The 21,164-nt window shown below is 63.9% G+C and carries 21 protein-coding genes, 1 tRNA gene and 3 pseudogenes; 16 read left to right on the forward strand and 9 right to left on the reverse strand.

Features of this window, described 5'->3' with window-relative positions; translation table 11 throughout:
* Window positions 1-3: 3 nt before the first annotated feature.
* Window positions 4-951, reverse strand: coding sequence for an aspartate carbamoyltransferase catalytic subunit (locus QQL28_RS07590; RefSeq protein WP_284262947.1), 948 nt, complete (start codon window positions 949-951; stop codon window positions 4-6).
* A 201-nt stretch (window positions 952-1,152) separates the two neighbouring features.
* Here QQL28_RS07590 and QQL28_RS07595 point away from each other — a divergent pair, with 201 nt between their 5' ends.
* From QQL28_RS07595 to QQL28_RS07605, 3 genes are all read left to right on the forward strand, one after another.
* Window positions 1,153-1,911: a M15 family metallopeptidase gene (locus QQL28_RS07595; protein WP_284262950.1), complete on the forward strand. Its 759-nt coding sequence runs from the start codon at window positions 1,153-1,155 to the stop codon at window positions 1,909-1,911.
* A gap of 100 nt (window positions 1,912-2,011) precedes the next feature.
* Window positions 2,012-2,782 carry a CPBP family intramembrane glutamic endopeptidase gene (locus tag QQL28_RS07600; protein ID WP_284262952.1) on the forward strand — a complete coding sequence of 257 codons (771 nt, stop codon included), beginning with the start codon at window positions 2,012-2,014 and terminating at the stop codon, window positions 2,780-2,782.
* A 128-nt stretch (window positions 2,783-2,910) separates the two neighbouring features.
* Entirely contained in the window at window positions 2,911-3,669 is a 759-nt protein-coding gene (locus tag QQL28_RS07605; protein WP_284262954.1) for a CPBP family intramembrane glutamic endopeptidase, read from the forward strand.
* Here QQL28_RS07605 and QQL28_RS07610 read toward each other — a convergent pair.
* Window positions 3,666-3,779 (reverse strand): annotated as a pseudogene (locus QQL28_RS07610) (AEC family transporter); the annotation flags it as partial. The gene QQL28_RS07605 and the pseudogene QQL28_RS07610 overlap by 4 nt on opposite strands.
* Window positions 3,780-3,795: 16 nt before the next feature.
* Entirely contained in the window at window positions 3,796-4,287 is a 492-nt protein-coding gene (gene ruvX, locus QQL28_RS07615) for a Holliday junction resolvase RuvX (RefSeq protein WP_284262956.1), read from the reverse strand.
* Window positions 4,288-4,334: 47 nt separating this feature from the next.
* Here ruvX and QQL28_RS07620 point away from each other — a divergent pair, with 47 nt between their 5' ends.
* Window positions 4,335-4,550, forward strand: a complete 216-nt coding sequence (locus QQL28_RS07620) for a hypothetical protein (RefSeq protein WP_284262958.1) — start codon at window positions 4,335-4,337, stop codon at window positions 4,548-4,550.
* Here QQL28_RS07620 and QQL28_RS07625 read toward each other — a convergent pair.
* A complete protein-coding gene (locus QQL28_RS07625) occupies window positions 4,537-5,427 on the reverse strand; it encodes a LysR family transcriptional regulator (RefSeq protein ID WP_284262960.1) in 891 nt (296 codons plus the stop codon). The genes QQL28_RS07620 and QQL28_RS07625 overlap by 14 nt on opposite strands.
* 53 nt (window positions 5,428-5,480) lie before the next feature.
* Between QQL28_RS07625 and QQL28_RS07630 the strand changes: the two genes are divergently transcribed.
* The 7 genes from QQL28_RS07630 (at window position 5,481) to gatB (ending at window position 11,520) form a co-directional block, all read left to right on the forward strand.
* Entirely contained in the window at window positions 5,481-6,503 is a 1,023-nt protein-coding gene (locus QQL28_RS07630; RefSeq protein WP_431309581.1) for an NAD(P)H-dependent flavin oxidoreductase, read from the forward strand.
* A gap of 15 nt (window positions 6,504-6,518) precedes the next feature.
* Window positions 6,519-7,595, forward strand: a complete 1,077-nt coding sequence (locus QQL28_RS07635; protein ID WP_284262964.1) for an NAD(P)H-dependent flavin oxidoreductase — start codon at window positions 6,519-6,521, stop codon at window positions 7,593-7,595.
* Window positions 7,596-7,755: 160 nt separating this feature from the next.
* On the forward strand, window positions 7,756-8,043 hold the full coding sequence (gatC, locus tag QQL28_RS07640) for an Asp-tRNA(Asn)/Glu-tRNA(Gln) amidotransferase subunit GatC (RefSeq protein ID WP_284262966.1): 288 nt from the start codon (window positions 7,756-7,758) through the stop codon (window positions 8,041-8,043).
* 24 nt (window positions 8,044-8,067) lie between these two features.
* Entirely contained in the window at window positions 8,068-8,280 is a 213-nt protein-coding gene (locus QQL28_RS07645) for a hypothetical protein (RefSeq protein WP_284262967.1), read from the forward strand.
* Window positions 8,277-9,752, forward strand: a complete 1,476-nt coding sequence (gene gatA / locus QQL28_RS07650) for an Asp-tRNA(Asn)/Glu-tRNA(Gln) amidotransferase subunit GatA (RefSeq protein WP_284262969.1) — start codon at window positions 8,277-8,279, stop codon at window positions 9,750-9,752. Before QQL28_RS07645 ends, gatA begins: the two co-directional genes overlap by 4 nt.
* Window positions 9,743-10,045, forward strand: a complete 303-nt coding sequence (locus QQL28_RS07655) for a hypothetical protein (RefSeq protein ID WP_284262971.1) — start codon at window positions 9,743-9,745, stop codon at window positions 10,043-10,045. The genes gatA and QQL28_RS07655 overlap by 10 nt, the downstream gene beginning before the upstream one ends.
* Entirely contained in the window at window positions 10,042-11,520 is a 1,479-nt protein-coding gene (gene gatB / locus QQL28_RS07660) for an Asp-tRNA(Asn)/Glu-tRNA(Gln) amidotransferase subunit GatB (RefSeq protein ID WP_284262973.1), read from the forward strand. The genes QQL28_RS07655 and gatB overlap by 4 nt, the downstream gene beginning before the upstream one ends.
* Window positions 11,521-11,546: 26 nt before the next feature.
* Here gatB and QQL28_RS07665 read toward each other — a convergent pair whose 3' ends face one another.
* Both QQL28_RS07665 and QQL28_RS07670 read right to left on the reverse strand, forming a co-directional pair.
* On the reverse strand, window positions 11,547-11,729 hold the full coding sequence (locus QQL28_RS07665) for a hypothetical protein (protein WP_284262976.1): 183 nt from the start codon (window positions 11,727-11,729) through the stop codon (window positions 11,547-11,549).
* 572 nt (window positions 11,730-12,301) lie between these two features.
* Entirely contained in the window at window positions 12,302-12,631 is a 330-nt protein-coding gene (locus QQL28_RS07670; protein ID WP_284262977.1) for a hypothetical protein, read from the reverse strand.
* Between the two features lie 314 nt (window positions 12,632-12,945).
* On the opposite strand from QQL28_RS07670, the gene QQL28_RS07675 reads away from it, so the two are divergent.
* A complete protein-coding gene (locus tag QQL28_RS07675; RefSeq protein ID WP_284262979.1) occupies window positions 12,946-13,212 on the forward strand; it encodes a hypothetical protein in 267 nt (88 codons plus the stop codon).
* A gap of 75 nt (window positions 13,213-13,287) precedes the next feature.
* Here the strand turns inward: QQL28_RS07675 and QQL28_RS07680 are convergent, their stop codons facing one another.
* Entirely contained in the window at window positions 13,288-14,535 is a 1,248-nt protein-coding gene (locus tag QQL28_RS07680; protein ID WP_284262980.1) for an O-linked N-acetylglucosamine transferase, SPINDLY family protein, read from the reverse strand.
* 177 nt (window positions 14,536-14,712) lie between these two features.
* Window positions 14,713-15,297: pseudogene (locus tag QQL28_RS46095) on the reverse strand (tetratricopeptide repeat protein); the annotation flags it as partial.
* A 302-nt stretch (window positions 15,298-15,599) separates the two neighbouring features.
* On the opposite strand from QQL28_RS46095, the gene QQL28_RS07690 reads away from it, so the two are divergent.
* The 4 genes and pseudogenes from QQL28_RS07690 to QQL28_RS07705 all read left to right on the forward strand — a co-directional run bounded on the left by QQL28_RS07690 (window position 15,600) and on the right by QQL28_RS07705 (window position 18,682).
* Window positions 15,600-15,693 (forward strand) — tRNA-Ser (locus QQL28_RS07690).
* 642 nt (window positions 15,694-16,335) lie between these two features.
* A complete protein-coding gene (locus QQL28_RS07695; RefSeq protein WP_284262986.1) occupies window positions 16,336-17,838 on the forward strand; it encodes a porin in 1,503 nt (500 codons plus the stop codon).
* 179 nt (window positions 17,839-18,017) lie between these two features.
* Window positions 18,018-18,380 (forward strand): annotated as a pseudogene (locus QQL28_RS07700) (O-linked N-acetylglucosamine transferase family protein); the annotation flags it as partial.
* Window positions 18,365-18,682 carry a DUF3551 domain-containing protein gene (locus QQL28_RS07705; RefSeq protein WP_284262988.1) on the forward strand — a complete coding sequence of 106 codons (318 nt, stop codon included), beginning with the start codon at window positions 18,365-18,367 and terminating at the stop codon, window positions 18,680-18,682. The pseudogene QQL28_RS07700 and the gene QQL28_RS07705, both read left to right, overlap by 16 nt.
* A gap of 29 nt (window positions 18,683-18,711) precedes the next feature.
* Here the strand turns inward: QQL28_RS07705 and QQL28_RS07710 are convergent, their stop codons facing one another.
* Window positions 18,712-21,096: a transglycosylase SLT domain-containing protein gene (locus tag QQL28_RS07710; protein ID WP_284263558.1), complete on the reverse strand. Its 2,385-nt coding sequence runs from the start codon at window positions 21,094-21,096 to the stop codon at window positions 18,712-18,714.
* Window positions 21,097-21,164: the final 68 nt, after the last annotated feature.

Here is a 21,164-nt window from a genome sequence, read left to right on the forward strand (position 1 = left end):
GCATCACGCGTTCGGCAGGTTACGGGCGAGTGCTTCCAGCACCGCCATGCGCACGGCCACGCCCATCTCCACCTGTTCGCGGATCAGGGACTGCGCGCCGTCGGCGACCGCGGTGTCGATCTCGACGCCGCGGTTCATGGGACCGGGATGCATCACCAGCGCATCGGGCTTTGCGTAGGCGAGCTTCTTCTGGTCGAGGCCGAAATAGTTGAAGTACTCGCTGGACGACGGCACGAAGGAGCCGTTCATGCGCTCGCGCTGGAGCCGCAGCATCATGACGATGTCTGCGCCTTCCAGGCCCTCGCGCATGTCGCGCGCGACCTCGACCCCCATCCGCTCGATGCCCGGTGGCAGCAGCGTGGAGGGCCCGACGACGCGAACGCGGGCGCCCATGGTGTTGAGCAGAATGATGTTGGAGCGGGCGACGCGCGAATGCAGCACGTCGCCGCAGATCGCGATCACGAGGCCTTCGATCCGGCCCTTGTTGCGGCGGATGGTCAGCGCGTCCAGCAGTGCTTGCGTCGGGTGCTCATGGGCACCGTCGCCGGCATTGATCACGGACCCGTCAACCTTGCGCGCCAAAAGTTCCACCGCGCCGGAGGCGTGATGCCGCACCACCAGGATATCCGGGTGCATGGCATTCAGCGTCACGGCGGTGTCGATCAGCGTCTCGCCCTTTTTCATAGACGAGGACGAGACCGACATGTTCATGACGTCGGCGCCCAGGCGTTTGCCCGCGAGCTCGAACGAGGATTGGGTGCGGGTGGAGGCCTCGAAGAACAGGTTCACTTGCGTCCGTCCACGCAGGACAGTGCGCTTCTTGTCCACCTGGCGGTTTACCTCGACATATTCTTCGGACAGGTCGAGGAGGCCGGTGATATCGGCAGCGGAAAGGCCCTCGATGCCCAGCAGATGCCGGTGACCGAGGACGAAGGTCGATTTCGATGTCATTAAAAGCAGAGCTATAGGCGGGGATGGTGGAGGGGGCAAGGGGCAAAGGTCAGGAAGTGAGTTATCCCCTGATCTGTAACCTTGTCGTCATTCTGGGGCGATGCGAAGCATCGAACCCGGAATCTCGAGAGATTCCACAATTCGCGATTGCGAATTGGGGTTCGCGCTGACGCGCGCCCCGGAATGACAAGGGAAGAGTGAATGTGCGTCGCCAAGCCAATTTTGATCGCAGTTTTAGCAATCGTCTCAATCCCGGCAGCCCATGCCCAATCGCTGCCCGGCGGCTTCGTCTACCTGCGCGACATCGATCCCACCATTATCCAGGACATCCGCTACGCGACTTCGAACAACTTCACCGGCCATCCGCTGAGTGGCTACGGCGCCGGCGAATGCGTGGTCAAGCGGGAGGTGGGGCTGCGGCTGAGGGCGATCCAGCAGGAGCTCTCTGGTCAAAACCTCTCGCTGAAGATGTTCGATTGCTACCGGCCGGTGCGCGCTTCGCTCGATATGGTGGCGTGGGCGCAGAACGGCCGCGAGCCGACAGCCGAGCGGCGCTACAACCCGAAGATTGCCAAGACCGAGCTGTTTCGCCTCGGCTATATCGCGAGCCGCTCGCAGCATTCCACAGGTGCGGCGCTCGATCTGACTCTCGTCGATCTGAAGGCTGACAACTCCGCCAGATACGATCCCGCCAAGGCCTATGGCGACTGCACGGCGCCGGTCGAGGCCCGGGCCCCCGAAGGCAGCGTCGACATGGGCACCGGTTATGACTGCACGGATGCGAGGGGCCATACCGCCGCACCGTCGATCACGGCCGATCAGCGCGCCTGGCGCAAGCGGCTGGTGGCTGCGATGGCCCGGCAAGGCTTTGTGAACTATTCGAAGGAGTGGTGGCATTTTTCCCTGCCGGGGGCGGGCGGGGCAGCCTATGATTTCCCGATCCAGCCGCGGCGGAACTGATTCCGGTCCGAGGACGCACGATGACCCAGCTGAGCTTCGCAACCCATGAGGTCTTCAACCAGTCGCCGCCCCTGTTGTCGCGCCCAACGAAAGCCTCTTGATGGACACCCTCAATCCTGACCATCCGCCGTTCATCGTGACGCCCGCCGACGGCGCGCCGCGCGTCTGGAAATTCTGGGGCACGACGCTGTGGGGCGTGTTCGTGTTCGCTGCGATGTTCGTCGGCCAGATCGGCACCATCGTCTATCTCGTGGCGTATCGCGGCGGCCCGATCGACATGGCGTCCCTTGAGTCCGTCGGCCGCGATCCGCAGGCGCTGGCGCTGTCGGTGATCGCAGGCCTGCCGACCACGCTGGCCGCGGTGTGGCTTGCAATTCGCCTGAAGGGAGCTTCCTTCGCCGACTACCTCGCGCTGCGCTGGCCATCCTGGTTGCAGATTCTGCTTGGTGCCGTCGGTCTAATCCTGATCGTGGTGATCTGGGAGACGATGTCGCGCGCGCTGGGCCGCGAGGCGACGCCGGGCTTCATGACCGATCTCCTGAAGTCGGGCCGCGACAAGGGCGCGGCGACGATGCTCGTGCTCGCCTTTAGCATTGCCGCGCCGATGTCCGAGGAGCTGATTGCGCGGGGCTTCCTCTATCGCGGCTGGTCGGAAAGTTTTCTGCGCGTGCCCGGTGCAATCATCCTGTCGTCGCTGGTCTGGACGGCCGTGCACCTCCAGTACGATATGTACTTCCTTGCCGAGGTGTTCTCGATCGGACTGTGGTTCGGCTACATGCGCTACCGCGGCAACTCGCTGTGGCTCACGATCGTGCTCCACGCACTGAACAATCTGACGGCGGTGGTGCTGACGATGTGGCTGGGGAGCTAGATGGGCGCCTGTGCTTGGCGCGCAATTGAAGCCGTCTGTGACGTCACAATTGCCGGCCAGACTATGCTGCAGTACGTTAGGTAGAACCTTCCTCCACTGTCGCCGCGACTTTGTCGCGGAAAATCTGCATGTCCGACCTCGAAAATGCCAAGCCCTCGGCTGCGGGCTCAGCGCAACAGCCCCGAACGTGGGATTTCATGGAGACGTTACTCGTCGCCCTGATCGCTGACGGCGCTTACTTGCTCACAGCGGGATTCGCGCTGAGCGTTTTGCTGGCTATGTATGGTGGGACGAGGACTTTGTCTCCAGCAGAATTTAACGCGGTGTGGCTAGAGGGCCGCTGGCAAGGCACCGCCGTCATTCTGGGAACCCCGGCAGCAATGACGGTGCTGTGGGTTGCGACACGCATGGCTCGCAGGGACTTCGCTGAATATCTTGCGCTGAACTGGCCAAGCGGGGGCGAGATCGTGCGAGCTTTGGCTCTTATGACGATCGTGTTGTCCCTTGAAATGTTTGTCGCTCAAAAAGTTGGCCCGGGCGGGTATCAACCTGGTTCTGTTCTCGTTGTTAAGGGCGCCGCTGGAATGCTTGCGCTGCTCGTCGGAACGTGTATTGCCGCGCCAATTCTCGAGGAGTTCGTGGTTCGCGGCTTCATGTTTCGCGGCTGGTCCCAGTCGTTTCTGGGGCCGACCGGCGCCATCCTGCTCACTTCGGCGCTATGGGCGATGGAGCACACCCAGTACGATTGGTACGGGCGGCTAAATGTCTTCTTCGGGGGACTTGCTCTCGGTCATCTTCGCTCAAGCAGCAATTCGACCTGGCTGACGGTGATCGCTCATTCGGCCGTAAACACCTTCATCTTCTTCATCTCGGGCCCCTACGTCTAAGGCCCTGCCGCCACCATCGCGATCGCAATCGGCATCGTGACCGCCGCCAAGATCGGTTGCAGCGTGATGATCTGCGCCAGCAGCGGCGCATCGCCCGCGCAGCGCCGCGATCACCACCGCCATGGGTCAGTCCGTTCCGGGCGCGGCGCGAAGATTGGCAAGCCGATCGAGCGCGCCTTGCAGGATGAAGATTGCGGCGTGCTCGTCGATCACCTCGGCGCGCTTGGCCCGGCTGACGTCCATGCCGATAAGCTCGCGCTCCACGGCGGACGTCGAGAGACGCTCGTCCCACAGCCCGATGGCAAGCGCGGTCAGGCCGGCGAGGTTGCGGGCGAAGGCGCGGGTCGATTGCGCGCGCGGGCCCTCACTGCCGTCCATATTGATGGGCAGGCCGAGCACGAAGCCGACGGCCTTGCGCTCGGCGGCGATGGCGAGCAAGCGTGCGGCATCCTGCTTGAAAGCCTTGCGCTGGATCGTCTCGACGCCGGTCGCGAGCCGCCGGTCGGGATCGGAGACGGCAACACCGATCGTCTTGGTGCCGAGATCGAGCCCGATCAGCGCGCCGCGCGCGGGCCAGTGGGTTGCAGCGTCGATGAGAGGTAGGATAGGAGCCGGCATGTGTCAGCGCATACCACGCGAAGCGCTGCGGAGTGAACCGAGAAACAATGGATGCGCTGACCTTATTCGGCCTGTTCGCCGTGACCGCGATGCTGGTCTGTTATGCGCTGGAGGATCGGAGCCACTGGTTCGTGCTGCTGTTCGCCGCATCCTGTGCGCTCGGCTCGGCCTACGGCTTCCTGCAAGGCGCCTGGCCGTTCGGCCTGGTCGAAGCAATCTGGGCCGCCGTGGCGCTACGGCGCTGGCATCTCAGGCCGCGATGACCTCGTCGTCCTTGCTCAGGCAGGACACGAACCCTTGAAGCGCGCTGTATTGGTGGCCGGCGCGACGCTGGATGAACAGCGTCTCGACGCGCGCGGAGGCTGGGCTCAGCGCGTGGATCGACACGTTACCGATCATTGCGCTGCGTTCGACCACCGCGCGGGGCAGCAGTGTCACGCCCATGTCGGCGGCGACACAGCCGATCATGCCGTCGAGCGTGCCGAGCTCGAAGCGCGCCGCCGACGGCCAGCCGAACTCGACGAAGATCTGCTCGAGCCGCTGGCGATAGGTGCAGCCGGTGCGGAACACCAGCGCCGTCGGGCCGGACTCCGGTGTGCCGGCGCGCAGCTCCATCAGTGATGCCCAGCGGCGCGCGCTGACCAGCACCAGCTCTTCGCGGAAGGCGCTGACGCTGGTGAGCTCGGCATGCTCGATCGGACCCGCGACAAAGGCGCCGTCGAGCGCGCCATCGAGCACGGCGGCTACGAGATCGGCGGTGGTCGCGGTGCGCAGGCTCAGCCGCACGGCAGGGAAATGCCGGTGAAAATCCGCGAGCAGCGGCGGCAGGCGCACGGCGGCGGTCGTCTCCATCGAGCCGATCGCGAGCGGACCCTTGGGCTCGCCATCGTCGCGCGCGGCGAGCACGGCTTCGCGCGACAGCGCCGCCATTTTCTGCGCGTAGGGCAGGAGCCGCTTGCCGGCGCCGGTCAGCGTCATGCCGCGGCTGTGCCGCCCGAACAGCGGCGTGCCAATCTCGGCCTCCAGCGCCTTGATCCGCTGGGTGACATTCGACTGCACGGTGTTGAGCTCTTCCGCGGCACGGGTGATGCCGCCGGCGCGGGCGACCGCGGCAAAGGTCTTGATATCGCTGAGTTCCATAGCTTCGTTTCGTTTTTGAGATGGCAGCGTTCGCAAGAATTCAATTTTCGAGAATGCTATTCCCGCCTAGCCTTGCTGTCCAGACGGGAGGAGCCATGCCGATCACCACACCGCTGACCACGCAGCTTGGCATTGATCATCCGATCCTGCTCGCTCCGATGGATATCGTTGCGGGTAGCCGGCTGGTGACGGCTGTGAGCCGCGCCGGCGGCTTTGGCGTTCTCGGCGGCGGCTATGGCGAAAGGCTCTGGCTGGAGCAGGAGACTGCGAAGCTGAAAGACCTGCGCGCGCCGTTCGGCATCGGCTTCATCACCTGGAGCCTCGCCAGGTGTCCGGAGCTTCTCGACATCGCGCTCGCGGCAAAGCCCGCGGCGATCATGCTCTCGTTCGGCGATCCCGCGCCATTCGCGCCGAAGATCAAATCGGCCGGCGCGCGGCTGATCTGCCAGGTGCAGGACGAGGCCATGGCGCGACAGGCGCTCGACGCCGGCGCGGATATTCTGATCGCGCAGGGCACCGAGGCGGGCGGCCATGGTGCATCCCGCACCACCGTCGATCTCGTGCCAGGGATTGTCGATCTCGCGGCGGGGCGGGTGCCGGTTGTCGCCGCCGGCGGCATCGCCGACGGGCGCGGGCTCGCCGCCATGATGATGCTGGGGGCAAGCGGCGTGCTGCTCGGCACGCGCTTTTATGCGAGCCAGGAGGCGGACGGCGCGGATGAGGCGAAGCGGCGCATCTGTGATGCAACGAGCGGCTCGACCGTACGCGGCATCATTTTCGATCTCTCCCGCAACAATGTGTGGCCGGCGCCGTTTACCGGACGGTGCCTGATCAACGATCACGCCCGGCGCTGGATGGGCCGCGAGGTCGAATTGATGCAGAATGTCGCCAAGGTTGCGGCCGACTATGCCGCCGCGAAGGCGAGCGGCAATTTCGACGTCACCGCCGTGATCGCCGGCGAGGCGGTCGGCCTGATCCATGATATTCCGCCGGCCGCCGAGATCATCGAACGGATCGCGACGGAGGCGGAGCAGTTGCTGGCCCGCCGGCGCAATTCTATCGCTTCTGCTGCCTAACACGAGAGAACAACCATGTGGCCTGACCGTCGACTGATCGATCTCTTCAAGACCGAATTCCCGATCGTGCTGGCGCCGATGGCGGGCGTGATGGATGCGGAGCTGGTGATCGCCGCGGCGAAAGGTGGCGCGCTCGGCTCGCTGCCGTGCGCGATGCTGTCGGCGGAGAAGGCACGTGAGCAGGTCAATCTCATCCGCCAGAGCGTCTCTGCGCCGGTGAGCATGAACTTCTTCTGCCATACGCCGATCGAGCTCACGACTGAAGCCGAAGCACGCTGGAAGCAGCGGCTCACGGGCTACTACAAGGAGCATGGTCTCGATCCGGCGGCGCCGATCAGCGCCGCGAGCCGCGCGCCGTTCGATGCGGCGTTCTGCGAGGTCGTCGAGGAGCTGAAGCCGGAAGTCATCAGCTTCCATTTCGGCCTGCCGGAGGCGGCGCTGCTCAAGCGCGTCAAGGCGGTCGGCTGTATCGTGATCTCCTCCGCCACGACCGTGAAGGAAGCGGTCTGGCTCGAGCAGCGCGGCGCCGATGCCGTGATCGCGCAAGGCGCCGAGGCGGGCGGCCATCGCGGCATGTTCCTGACCGACAAGATCGCCGAGCAGCCCGGCACCTTCGCGCTGGTGCCGCAGGTCGTCGATGCGGTGAAGGTGCCGGTGATCGCCGCCGGCGGCATCGCGGACGGGCGCGGCATAGCAGCCGCCTTCGCGCTCGGTGCGGCCGGCGTGCAGATCGGCAGTGCCTATCTGCGCTGCCCGGAATCCAAGGTCAGCGCCGGCGGCCGCAAGGCGCTCGCCGAAGCCCGGGACGATTCCACCGTCATCACCAATGTGATGACCGGCCGGCCCGCGCGCGGCGTGCAGAACCGCCTGATGCGCGAGGCCGGCCCGATTTCGCCGGACGCGCCGCCCTTTCCCCATGCCGCGACCGCGCTGGGGCCGCTGAAGGCGGCCGCCGAAAAGCAGGGCAGGGTGGATTTCACCAATCTCTGGGCTGGCCAGGCCATCGGCATGGGCCGCGAGGCGCCGGCGGCCGAATTGACCCGGGAGCTGGCCAAATCCGCGCAGGCCCGCCTGAAAGCGCTGGCCGGCTAGGGCGCGATAGGATCATCGCGCTTTAGGTTATTGTTTGCGCATGATCTTTCCGGAAAACCGCTGCGCACTTTTCCGGATCATGCGCCCACGCCGGTTGCGGCGCAAAACCGGCCTCTGCTATACGGCAGAACAGGATTTCTGCCGTTCGAGGCCTTATATTATGTCCGTTGACGCCGCTACCGTCCGCCGCATCGCGCATCTCGCGCGCATTGCGGTTTCCGACGACGAGGTTCCGCATCTCCAGGGCGAGCTCAACGCCATGCTTGCCTTCGTCGAGCAGCTCTCGGAGGTTAATGTCGACGGCGTCGATCCCATGACCTCGGTGACCCCGATGGAGATGAAGAAGCGTCAAGACGTCGTCAATGACGGCGAGATCGCCGACGATATCGTTGCCAACGCGCCGGCGACCGAAGGCCACTTCTTCCTGGTGCCGAAGGTCGTCGAGTGAGTCTCTAGTTCAGGACGCTGTCCGATGTGCCTCTTATGCGACGATGAAAAGGCCTATCAGGCCTATATGAACTATCTCGACGCGATGGAGCGGCAGGGCAAGACTGCCGACCCCAATGTCGCCGTCAATGCCGTGCTCGACGAGATCGAGGCCGCCGCGAAGGCGGCTGCCAAGAAAGACGACCCGGCCAACGACAAGACCCTGTCTCCGTTCTTCTGTAGCCCGATCAATAAATGACCGATTTGACATCGCTGACGCTCGCCGAGGCCCGCAAGGGTCTCGCCGACAAGACGTTCACGTCGCTCGAGCTGACCGACGCGCATTTGAGCGCGATGGAAGCCGCGCGCGCGCTCAACGCCTTCGTCCTGGAGACGCCCGACCAGGCGCGCGCCATGGCACGCGAGGCTGATGGCAAGATCGCCAAGGGCGATGCCGGCCCGCTCGCCGGCATTCCGCTCGGCATCAAGGATCTGTTCGCGACGGAGGGCATCCGCACGACGGCGTGTTCGAAGATTCTCGGCGACTTCAAGCCGCCCTATGAATCGACCGTGACCAAGCAGCTCTGGCGCGATGGTGCCGTGCTCCTCGGCAAGCTGAACAATGACGAGTTCGCGATGGGCTCGTCGAACGAGACCTCCTGCTTCGGCCCGGTCGTCAATCCCTGGCGGCGCGAGGGCTCCAATACGACGCTGGTGCCGGGCGGCTCGTCCGGCGGCTCGGCCTCGGCTGTCGCCGCGCTGCTCTGCATGGGCGCGACCGCGACCGATACCGGCGGCTCGATCCGCCAGCCGGCAGCCTTCACCGCGACCGTCGGCATCAAGCCGACCTATGGACGCTGCTCGCGCTGGGGCATCGTCGCCTTTGCCTCCTCGCTCGATCAGGCCGGTCCCATCGCGCGCAGCGTGCGCGATTGCGCGATGCTGCTGCGCTCGATGGCCGGACACGACCCGAAGGATACGACGTCGGTCGACATCGCCGTGCCGAACTACGAGGCCGCGATCGGCAAGTCCGTGAAGGGCATGAGGATCGGCATCCCCAGGGAATATCGCCTCGACGGCATGCCGGCCGAGATCGAAAAGCTTTGGGAAGCGGGTGCGGCCTGGCTGAAAGCCGCCGGCGCCGAGCTGGTCGAGGTGTCGCTGCCGCACACCAAATACGCGCTGCCGGCCTATTACATCGTGGCGCCGGCGGAAGCCTCGTCCAACCTCGCGCGCTATGACGGCGTGCGTTACGGCCTGCGCGAGCAGGGCAGGAACATCATCGAGATGTACGAGAACAGCCGTGCCGAAGGCTTTGGCGCCGAGGTGAAGCGCCGGGTCATGATCGGCACCTACGTGCTCTCGGCCGGCTATTACGACGCCTATTATCTGCGCGCGCAGAAAGTCCGCACGCTGATCAAGAAGGATTTCGAGGATTGCTTCGCGAAGGGCGTCGACGCGATCCTGACGCCGGCGACACCGTCGGCCGCCTTCGGCATCGGCGAGAAGGGCGGCGCCGATCCGGTCGAGATGTACCTCAACGACATTTTCACGGTGACCGTGAACATGGCGGGCCTGCCCGGCATCGCCGTGCCCGCCGGCAAGGACGCGCAAGGCCTGCCGCTCGGCCTGCAACTGATCGGCCGTCCCTTCGATGAGGAGACGCTGTTCTCGCTCGGCGAGGTGATCGAGCAGGCGGCAGGGCGCTTCACGCCCGTGAGGTGGTGGTGAACGCGGCAGCGTTCATCGCAAGCCTCGACGGCGCTTCGCCCGCGCCGAACTTGAGCGCGCCGCTCAAAGGCCTGTGGTGGGCCGCCAAGGGCGACTGGGATCAGGCGCACAGGATCGTTCAGGACGACAACGGCCGCGACGCCGCCTGGGTTCATGCATACTTGCACCGCGTCGAAGGCGATCTCGGCAATGCCGGCTACTGGTACCGCCAGGCGGGTCAGCCCGCGGCAAAGGATTCATTGGAAGCGGAGTGGGAGCGGATCGCTGCCACGCTGCTCGGGAGCAAGACATGAGCACGGCCACGCACAAGCTTCTCAAAGGCGCCACCGGCGACTGGGAGATGGTCATCGGCATGGAGATCCACGCCCAGGTGACGTCGAACTCAAAGCTCTTCTCGGGCGCGTCCACTGAGTTCGGCGGCGAGCCGAATACGCACGTGTCGCTGGTCGACGCGGCGATGCCGGGCATGCTGCCGGTCATCAATGAGGAATGCGTCAGGCAGGCTGTCCGGACCGGACTCGGGCTGAACGCGAGGATCAATCTGCGCTCGGTGTTCGACCGGAAAAACTATTTCTATCCCGACCTGCCGCAGGGCTATCAGATCAGCCAGTACAAGTCGCCGGTCGTCGGCGAAGGCGAGGTGCTGGTCGAGCTCGACGGCGGCCGCAGCGTCACGGTCGGCATCGAGCGGCTGCATCTGGAGCAGGACGCCGGCAAGTTGCTGCACGACCAGTCGCCGTCCATGTCCCATGTCGACCTCAACCGCTCCGGCGTGGCGCTGATGGAGATCGTCTCAAAACCGGACATCCGCGACGCCGAGCAGGCCAAGGCCTATGTGACGAAGCTACGCTCGATCCTGCGCTATCTCGGCACCTGCGACGGCGACATGGAGAAGGGCAATTTGCGCGCCGACGTCAACGTCTCGGTGCGCCGCCCAGGCGGGCCGCTCGGCACCCGCTGCGAGATCAAGAACATGAACTCGATCACCTTCATCGGGCAGGCGATCGAGTACGAAGCGCGGCGTCAGATCGAGATCCTCGAGGACGGCGGTGCGATCGACCAGGAGACGCGCCTCTACGATCCCAACAAGGGCGAGACGCGCTCGATGCGGTCCAAGGAAGAGGCGCACGACTATCGCTACTTCCCCGATCCCGATCTGCTGCCGCTGGAGTTCAGCCAAAGCTTCGTCGACGAGCTGAGGGCAAAGCTGCCGGAGCTGCCGGATCAGAAGAAGACCCGCTTCGTCGCCGACCTCGGCCTGTCAGCCTATGATGCGAGCGTGCTCGTCGCCGAGCGCGAAAGCGCCGACTTCTACGAGACCGTGCTGGACAGGCTCGCCAATCGCAGCCGCGACGGCAAGATGGCGGCGAACTGGGTGATCAACGAGCTGTTCGGCCGCCTCAACAAGGAAGGGCGGGACATCACGGGCTCTCCGGTCACCGCCGAGCAGCTTGCCGCGATCATCGACCTGATCGGCGAGGGCACGATCTCCGGCAAGATCGCAAAAGACCTGTTCGAGATCGTCTGGCAGGAGGGCGGCGATCCGCGCGCGCTCGTGGAAAGCCGCGGCATGAAGCAGGTCACCGACCTCTCGGCGATCGAGAAGGTGGTCGACGACATCATCGCGGCCAATCCCGACAAGGCCGCGCAGGTCAAGGACAAGCCGCAGTCGCTCGGCTGGTTCGTCGGCCAGGTGATGAAGGCGTCCGGCGGCAAGGCCAACCCGCAGAGCGTCAACGACCTGCTCAAGTCCAAGCTCGGCATCTGACCACGCTGCGGTGACGGCGCGTGCCGTCACCGCAATCCTGCCTTCGCGCATCCGTCTTGCGCACGCGGCGAGATCAACGTCGCCTCGATCGTACCGTCCGAGCCCAATCGAATCGCCGTCTTCGATTCGCGGAAAGCGGCGGCTTCAGGCGCGCTCCGGCGAGCGATCGCGCCGTTAAGCATGAAAATATTTTCGTTGCCAAAATTCACGACTCAGAGTCCGCGAAACGCACTTCGCGTGTCTTCGAACCAGACGCAACGCGCGACGACGCGTCGATCGCGCGCAACGCATGAATGCGGAATGGGCTTGCAGCATAGGGTTTTCCTGCAATCGATGCTTTCACCGGCGTCGATGTGGCAGGCACTTTTCGCATAGACGACCGAGCGACTCGTCGAGCGCGTGTACGAAGCGCGGAGTGCGTGCGCGCTTTGGTGCGTCAACACTTCCTTAAGCGGGAAGATGTTTTTTTCGCCGTGTTGGTGTATTCGGGATGAAGTGCATTCGATCCCCGAATGCACGCAGCGATTAAAGCCATCTCACACATCGGAGGGCAACATGGCCAAGAAAGCGAAGAAGGCGAAGAAGGCGAAGAGCGCAGTGAAGAAGACTGCGAAGAAGACCCGCAAGGTCGCGAAGAAGAAGAAGTAACTTCGCTCTTGAAGTCGCCGGCCTCTCTGACGGCCGGCACGTCATCAGCGCCTTCTGCGATCTGGTTTGCCTCCGGCAGGGCAGGTCTCAGTCAACTGGGCTCTGATCGGCGATAGAGGGTGTCGGCGAGACATCAGGTCAACGGTCGGATCGTCCTTCCTTGCCGAGCTAGCTCGTCAAGGTCCGGTCCGGCAGAAGAAACGAGTTTTCTTCGTTCGGTGCGGTTCGCCTTTATCGGCTCCGCAATTTCATGAGTAGCCTTGCGGCCAAAATGAAATCTGGTCCTGACGTGTTCGCCGACGCCCTCGTTCGAGTAGCCGGAATCCTCGCCGGCGTTTTCATTTCCCAAAATTTTTGAATCCGAGACGCCGCAGCCGATGCTGCGCGTGGCCGCCGTGAAATAACTGTCGCGCCGACGCCTGGCGTCATGGCCTGGTGAAGCCCGGCGAAGCGAGCTGACCACAGGGCGCTCGGGATCATGCGAGCGCCTCTGGTACCCGTCGCAATGGTTATCACTCTGCCAAAATCGGCGCTGTCAGCCTCGTCCAGCGAATCGCGCAAGTGCTTGTGAATCGAGGACTTCTTGCATTTTCGCAGCCGCGCCCCGTGGCCTTCCGTTTACGTCCCCTTCATCGCGATACTTAAACTGCCATTCAAATTTGCCCGCCAAGATCGCCCTCAACAAGCCGGCAAGAACGGCGTGGGGACGAGTTGAACAGTTTGGACGGGAGCCGCGCTCGGGGGAACGAGGCGGCACAACAATAAAGGGGATGCGACATGTTTCAGGGGACTTTCGATCTGGAGACCGCGACGCCGATCGACGCGAGCGCGTTGTCGGACGTGCTGTTCGAGCGGGGCGTGTATTGGGCGAGCGGCCGCTCCGGCCTCGTCGATCTCATTGCTGCGCACAAATGGTTCAACCTCGCGGCGTTGAAGGGCCGCAAGGATGCGATTTGCCATCGCCAGGAAGTCGCGGCGCAGATGTCGGATGCCGAGATCGCGGCCGCGCAGCGTGAGGCGCGGGCCTGGGTCACCATGCACTGACCGGTTCACTCCGCCGTAGGAAAACGAGCTTTGGCCGATCGGTGCGATCGGTCCGAGGCGACCTCGTGATGAGATTTAGACGGCAAACGAGGCCGGCGCTTCGCCGGCGCAATGCCGGCGCCACATTTCATCGAGGGCCTTTTCGACGTGTCGCGTCATGCCGACAGTATCGAAGAGAGGCCAGGTGGACCGATGCGTCGCCAGCTTGCTCTTGAGGGCGGTTCGAAGCTCGGAATCGTGCGCGATCCGAAGCGCCAAACTCTCATATTCGTCCAGCGATCGCGTCACTAGCTCAGGAAGGCCGACAGCATTCAGGAGGCTGGCTGCAACGCGTCCCGCAAAGGCGGTGCCGAGGCAGGTCAGGACCGGCAAGCCAGCCCAAAGAGCGTCGCTGGCCGTGGTGTGGGCGTTGTAAGGCAGTGTGTCCAGAAACAGATCGGCGAGCTGGTGGCGCGCCAAGTGTTCGTCGGTAGGGACGTGTGGGGCGAACACGATCCTCTCGGCGGCGATGCCGCGTGCGACGGCTTCACGCTTCAGGTTCTCCCTGGCGACCGGGTCCCCATCAAGCAGCCAAAGGACGCTGCCGGCGGTCTTGGTCAGCAGCCTCATCCAGGCATCGAACAGCGGGGGCGTGATCTTGGACGTTCTGTTGAACGCGCAGTAGACGAATGCATCGTCCGCCAGTCCGACGTCGCTCCGGGTCGGACCATTTGGCAGGGGCGGTCGCCTCCCGTCGGTCGCCTGATAGCTGTCGGGGAGATAGATCACCTTCTCGGCGTAGTACTTCTGCTCTCCTTCGGGGATGACGATCCGGTCGGCCATGACGTAGTCGATATATGACGCGCCCATCGTGCCGGGAAAGCCGAGATAGTTGACCTGGATGGGAGCCGCCCGGCGCGCAAGGATTTTCGGCCGCGCAAAGGCGGTGAAGCCTCCCAGATCGACGAGGACCTGGATATCGAGCTGGCGTATCAGCTTGACCACATCCTCGTCGGTGAGATGGCTGACGTCTTCAAAGCGTTCGAACGCTGCCTTCAGGCGGTCGCGCATCTCGCTGCGGTCATCCGGTCCATAGGAGATGGCGCTGACGTCGAAGCGCGCGCGGTCGTGCTCCTCGAAAAGTCCGGCCGTCAAATGCGCGGTGGCGTGACGGCGAAAATCGGCAGACAGGTACGCAACCCGCAGCCGGGAAGCCGGTGACGGCGTTCCGGGGATCGCCGCAGCTCGTTCCGGGGCGACCTCGGCGACATACGTCCTCGCACAGGTCAATTGGTGTGCGGGCGACGACGACGCATGAAAGAAGGTCAAGGGGTCGACGGCCACGCCGGATTCGACAGCCTCGTCCAGGGCGGCCTGTTCAACTTCGAAACTGCGCCAGTCGGCACGCTGCCGCCTGGAACCAACGAGCTTGCTCAACGCGAACGGGAAGGCCTTGTTCAAAGCGACCGTTCTTTCGAGCGCTCCGATTGCCTCGTCGTGTCGACCCATTTGGGTCAGGACTTCAGACAAGACGAAATGGTGTTGTGGATTCGACGGTGCAAGTTCGACGGCACGTTGGTAGCTGTCATGCGCGTCGTCGAGCTGACCGAGCTGGTGAAACGCACTGCCTCGGTTTGCGAACGCTGCGCTCGACGGTGCGATCGCAATCGCGCGATCAAATTCCGCGATGGCGCCATGAAACTCCTTCCGAGCCATCAGGATCGCTCCGCGATTGAGATGCGCATCGGCGAAGTTCGGCGACAGGGTAATCGCTTTCGCAAGCCAACCGAGCGCATCGTCCGTCTTGTTCAATGCGCGCAGCACGTTGGCATAGTTGAAAAGAACTTCGGGATTGCCGGGATCGACGCGGGCGGCCTTCTTGAGCAATGGCTCGGCGTCCGCGAAATTGCCGCGCTCGGCGTGCAACAGCCCCAGCATGTGGAGTGCGACTGGATGCGTCCTGCTTCCCCTCAGGATGGTTGTGTAGGCCCGTTCCGCATCCGACCGATTGCCCGCACGGTGCGCCGCGATTGCCTGGTCCAGTATAGCCGACGGATGGAGTGAGGAGGGGGCCGAAGCTCCCTTGTTGCGGCTTTGCTGCGACATGTGATTGGGTTTCTCGACCCCGATGACGGGTCTGTGCTTTGGCGAAAAGGTGCAAAAACTCTAGTCGCCTTTGCTGGAGAGAACAACGGCCGCGCCTCTCGCGCGTAAGGCACGAAACTATCGCGCTCGTGCCGAGATTTTGCGTGCGACAAAATTGACGCCGGCCAACTGACGCGATGGCGATCCGCTGTGCGGCCGTGACGACGGCCGGCCGGCGCTCCGCTTTCATGTGCAAAGAAACCCGCTAGCCTCAATTCTGCCGCTTGCGGCTCGCCGCGGGGTCGGGCATACCCGGCAAAGCCGGAGACGTGGCCGAGTGGCTGAAGGCGGCGGTTTGCTAAACCGTTATAGGCTTGTAAAGGCCTATCGAGGGTTCGAATCCCTCCGTCTCCGCCAGCTGTGAAGTCCGGCGCGCCGCTTCCAATCCCCGCACAATATAGAGTCCAGACGAGTTCGGCCTGCGGCAGTTCGCCCGTCGCGGGAAATAGACTCTGTCCTTGGCGGGACGGGCGATCGGCGTCGCGTTCGCGAAAGCCGGTGCGCCCTGTGGTCGAACGACGCGGTGACGAGATCACCGGCATCGTTTCCGAGTCGCTTGCCGATTCTTCGATTCGAGCGCGCCGCAAGGACGTCACAGCGAGCGAGCGCTCCCCGCCGCCTCAAGGCGCGAACTTGGGCAGCATTCGGAACCGCTTCGAAAAAGAATATGGAAAACAAATACTTACAGACACGCCGCGATCACATCTGCGTGCTATTTGTGCAACACCCGTTGGAAAACACGCTTTCTAGGGCCGGTTCGGAGCGTTCTTTTGTTGTGTGTGCAAGGACGTTCGGTAATTGTGACCGGGCGACGGAGGGGGGCATCCCGAGGTCGTCCCGTTTTAGGTGGTTCGCTTAAGTCCCTCGCGTTCATGCGGGTGTGTCCGAAGGCGCGAAGCGACTAAGCGGTGAGTTAGAGGGACAAGGGAACCAACCTTAGGGTGTCATCACCCAGCGGATCCGGAACCTTCCCTATAGAGCAAAACTTGGAGGTTTAACATGAAGTTGGTTAAGAGCCTTTTGCTCGGTTCAGCGGCGGGTCTGATCGCCGTTGGCGGAGCGCAGGCAGCCGATCTCCCCGTAAAGGCCAAGGCGGTCGAATACGTGAAGATCTGCTCCCTGTACGGTGCCGGATTCTACTACATGCCGGGCACTGACACCTGTATCAAGTTCGGCGGCTACGTTCGCGCCGACGCCTGGGTCAATGGCGGCGACTACGGTTTCCGGCAAGGCGTGAACCAGGGTTCGAACAACCGTCTGACCAACTACTGGGGCAGCCGCGCCCGTATGGATCTCACGATCGATACCCGCACGGCGACCGAGTATGGCGTGGTTCGCACCTACGCCGATATGGTCTTCACCTGGGATACGACCTCGGTCACCGGCAGCAGCCCGTCGCTGTTCTCGACCGGTTCGGCCTCGCTCGGCCTCTACCATGCGTTCATCCAGTTCGCTGGCTTCACCTTCGGCCGCACGGTCTCGATCTTCGACGCTCCGTGGCAGAGCTATCCGGCTGGCGGTCCCGATACGCTGCCCGGCGGTTCCAACCACGTCACCGGTGTGAACCAGGTCGCTTATACGGCTGATTTCGGTCAGGGCATCACCGCTTCGGTGGCGTTGCAGGATGAAACGACGTCGGCAGGTGGCGAGTCGAACCTCTTTAACACCACATTTGGCGCGGGGACGCCTGCTGCTATTATTACTGCTTTCGGCAATGGGTTCACGACTGGCGCCTACGGTGTCAACGATTGGGGTGGAACGCGCGTTCCCGATCTCGTCGGTGCGATCCGCGTCGACCAGGCCTGGGGTCTGGCCCAGTTGTCGGTTGTTGGACATAACATGCACCCTGGCTACTATGGCACCACGGAAGTCACCGGCCATCCGGGTGACAAGTGGGGCTGGGCGGTTCAGGGTTCGTTGTCGATCAAGAACATCCCGACCGGACCTGGCGACTCGATCAACTTGCAGGCCGTCTACACGGATGGCGCGACTCGCTACAACTTCCAGAGCTTGTTCCCGCAGACCTTCTTCATGTACGGCGGTAGTAGCATTGCTTACCAGAGCATCGGTATCGCCGCTCTTGCTGACGGCGTCTTCGGTCTCGGTACCGGCATCGATACCGTCAAGACCTGGGGCTTCCGTGGCGGCTATACCCACAACTGGAACCCGAACTGGGCGAGCGCCATCTATGGTGGCTACGGCGCAGCGCAGTACGGCAATACGGGCAAGTCGCTGATTTGCGGCAACTTCGTCGCCGCGTTCGGTACCACTGCGACCTGCAACCCTGACTTCAACTTCGGTGTGATCGGTGTCAACACCGTGTGGACCCCGGTCAAGAACCTGGCGTTCACGGCGGACCTGAGCTGGTCGCATCTGGACCAGAAGTACTCGGGCACGATTGCGCTCCCGGCCTTTGCTGCAACCGCCAAGCCGGCAGCTGTGTACGAGCTGAAGGACCAGAACTCGCTGGCCCTGCTCCTCCGCGCTCAGCGTAACTTCTGATATCGTCCGTCTAACGACGGATGTAACAGGATCCCCGGCGGGAAACCGCCGGGGATTTTGCTTTTTGGTCGCTACACGCTCCGGCCGGTCGAACGGAGGCTGAAGTGTTGGTCGTTAGCTCGAGCCGCGACGACCTGTATGGGCTCATATGCAGGTGCTGAGGGAATGCCTACAAGCTTAATCCAGCGACATTTCAGAGCTGGATTCGTATTCTGAAGAAAGTCGAGGGATCTGTTCTCTGGCTCTCTGCTGCCAATGAGGTCGCACAAAACAATTTGAGACGAGAGGCCGAAGCGAGCGGTGTTGACCCCAAACGTCTGGTCTTTGCGACGCGCGTCGCTTCGACGGCCGATCATCTGGCGAGACGCCGGCCGGAAGGTCTTTTCCTCGACGCGCTGCGCTACAACGACAACGCGCACACCACCGCAAGGAACCCACGTGGGTTTTTCTTTGCGCTCGTGGCGGCGTATATTGTGTCAAAAGAGCCGGCTCTTTCCCATCGAGAGCGGCACTGGAGTCTCCGAACATGTACAGCAGTTTGACAATTCGAACCAAAGCGATGGTTGGTGCGCTCGCTGCGGCGACCGTCGCTGGCGCCGCGATCATGGCTTCTGCGCCGGCGTTGGCTCAGCGCTACGACCCTCGTTATCCCGTCTGCCTCCAGAAATGGGAGTGGGGTGGCAGCAGCACCATGTACTGCAATTATCCGTCCTGGGAGGCCTGCAAGGCGTCTGCGGCGGGATTGTCGGCCATGTGCATGACCAACCCCTACTGGTCCGAGCCGATGACAACGGGCGCTGTCCGCGCTCCCGCCGGCAGGCCGGCTGCAACCAGGATGTGGTGACGGTCGAAGTCGACCGTAACGCCGAGCGACTATTCCACGCTGCCGGCTGAGCCCCGGCGCAGGTCGGCATCGATTTGCAGCCGCGTGCCGCCGCCAAAGCGCGCACGATAGACTTGCAGGTTCTCCATGATGCGCTGCACGTAGTTGCGCGTTTCGGAGAACGGGATCAGCTCGACCCAGTCCACCGCGTCGATCTTGGATTCGCGCGGATCGCCGTAGCGGTCGACCCATTTCTTCACGCTGCCGCGGCCGGCGTTGTAGGCGGCGAAGGTCATGATGTAGGAGCCGCGGTAGTCCTCGAGCAGGCCGCCGAGCTCGGCTGCGCCGAGCGTGGCGTTGTAGACCGAATCGTTCTTCAGCCGTGACAGGTCGTAGGTCGCGCCGTGCCGCTTGCAGACGTAGCGCGCAGCGTCCGGCGTCACCTGCATCAGCCCGTAGGCCTGCGCCGGCGACACCACCGCCGGATTGAACGCGCTTTCCTGCCGCGCGATCGCGTAGACGATGCTGCGCTCGACCTCGGGCCCGATCTGGGTGAATTGCGGGATGCCGTTGACCGGATAGGCGTAGAAGTCGAAGGGCAGCCCGCGGTTGAGCGCGGCCTTGCCGACCAGCAGCATGCCGCGGGCATCGCTGTAGCGCTGGGTCAGCTCGCCGAGGCCGGCAAGCGCCTCGGGATCGCCGTTCTCGCCCATGTCGGCCAGCATCGGGATCGCGATATCGCGCTCGTCGAGCTCGTAGAGCAGTTGCGCGGCGCGCACGATCTCCAGCCGCTCGGCGCCGCGGCCGCGCGGCGCGCTGTTGAGCTCGATCTGCGGCAGGCCGAGCTTTGCCCGCGCAAGCTGGCCATAGTAGCTCGTCGACTGCTCGGCCGCGCGTGCAAAGGCGTTGCGCGCTTCCTGCTGGCGGCCCATGGCTTCCGCCGCGCGGCCCTGCCAATAGCCGGCGCGCGCCAGCGTGGTCGGGTTGACGCTGCCGACGCCAATGCGGGCAAAGTGCTGCGCGGCGGCCGCGGGATCATTGAGGAAGCGCAGCGCGATCCAGCCCGCGGTGAATTCCTGCTCGGTCTTGTAGATGTCGCGCGAGGGCAGGGCCGCGTCGCGCGCGATCAGATAGGCGCTTCGGAATTCCTCGGTGTCGATCATCTTGCGCGAGATCAGGCGCCGCTCGATCCACCATTCGTCGAGATTGTAGAGCCGGTTCGGATCCTTCGGCGCCGACAGCATCAGTTGCGCGGCTTCCGCGAACTTCTCCTCGCGGCGCAGGAGCTGGATCTTGCTGAAGATGAAGCCGGGATCGCCGTGCAGTTCATGCGGCACGGCTTCGAGCAAGGCGCGCGTGTTCGGCGCCTTCTTGTAGGAGGCGATGCGCGCCTTGGCGAGCGCCACGTAGCCGGCGCCGAGCCGCTTGGCGGCGCGCAGCGCGGCCTCGTGCTCGCTGCCGTAGAGCAGCGTGTCCATCCGCGCCTTCTGGTCGCCCGGCGTGAGCAGCGCGCCGAACTGGTCGAGCGCGTTGTTCTCAGTCTCCTCCGACATCGGGTCGCTGCGCCAGGCTTCGCGCACGAGCCGCTCGGCGTTGGCGCGATCGCCGCGCGCCAGCATCGCCCTGGCGAGCGAGAAGCGGCCCTTGGCGGAGACCGGGGATTCGTTCTCGAACCACGACCAGGCGACCTGGTCCTCGCGCCGGTCGTCCCAGATCGCGGCTTCGAGGCGGCGGCGCAGGAAGGTTTGCGACGGCCAGCTCGGATTGGCGCTGATGAAGGCGCGGTAGCGTTCCACGCTTGCGCCATTGTCGTCGCTGCGCAGGATGATCCATTCCGCTAGCTTTCGTGCGACGGGATCGGAAATCGAATCCGCGTAACTGGTGGCGTCGCCCGGCTTCCGCTTGCGCACGAGCTCGATGACGTTCTCCAGCGTGTCCTTATCGGCTTGCGACGTCGACGAGGTCGCAGCAACTGCGGCCGGCGTGACCGGCTTGCGCGGTGCAGCGTGCTGGCGTGTCGCAGGCGCCAGCACTGGCGTTGCGACCGGTCTGGCGGAGGCGGGGGCCGAGGCGGACGGTCTGACGGTGGCCGTCACGGCCGGTGCAGCCTGGGGAGGCGACGCGTTGGCGGCCGGTCGTGATTTTGGAGTGGCGGCCGCAGCTGCGGGTTTCGGCTTGTCCTTCGCGGCATCTTTGGCGGCAGGTTTTTTCGCAGCGTCCTTAGTGGAGGCGGGAGCAGCTGCCTTGCTGGTGCTCTTGGCTGCTTCTTTGCCTGCTTCCTTGGCCGATCCTTTGACAGCTCCCTTCGCCGCGTCTTTAGCGGATTGCTTGGTGGCTGATTTGGCGGCTGGCTTTGCGGTTCCGTTCGCAGTGTCCTCGGTCGTCGTCTCGTTGGACTTGGCCAAGGCGACGCAGCCGATCGACAGGCCGGCCATCAGGCACGCGGCCAGACCGACAAATCGCCATGCGGCACGCGGAAAGGAGGTCACGGCGGTTCGTCGCC

The sequence above is a fragment of the Bradyrhizobium iriomotense genome (assembly GCF_030160715.1).
Taxonomy (GTDB): Bacteria; Pseudomonadota; Alphaproteobacteria; order Rhizobiales; family Xanthobacteraceae; genus Bradyrhizobium; species Bradyrhizobium iriomotense.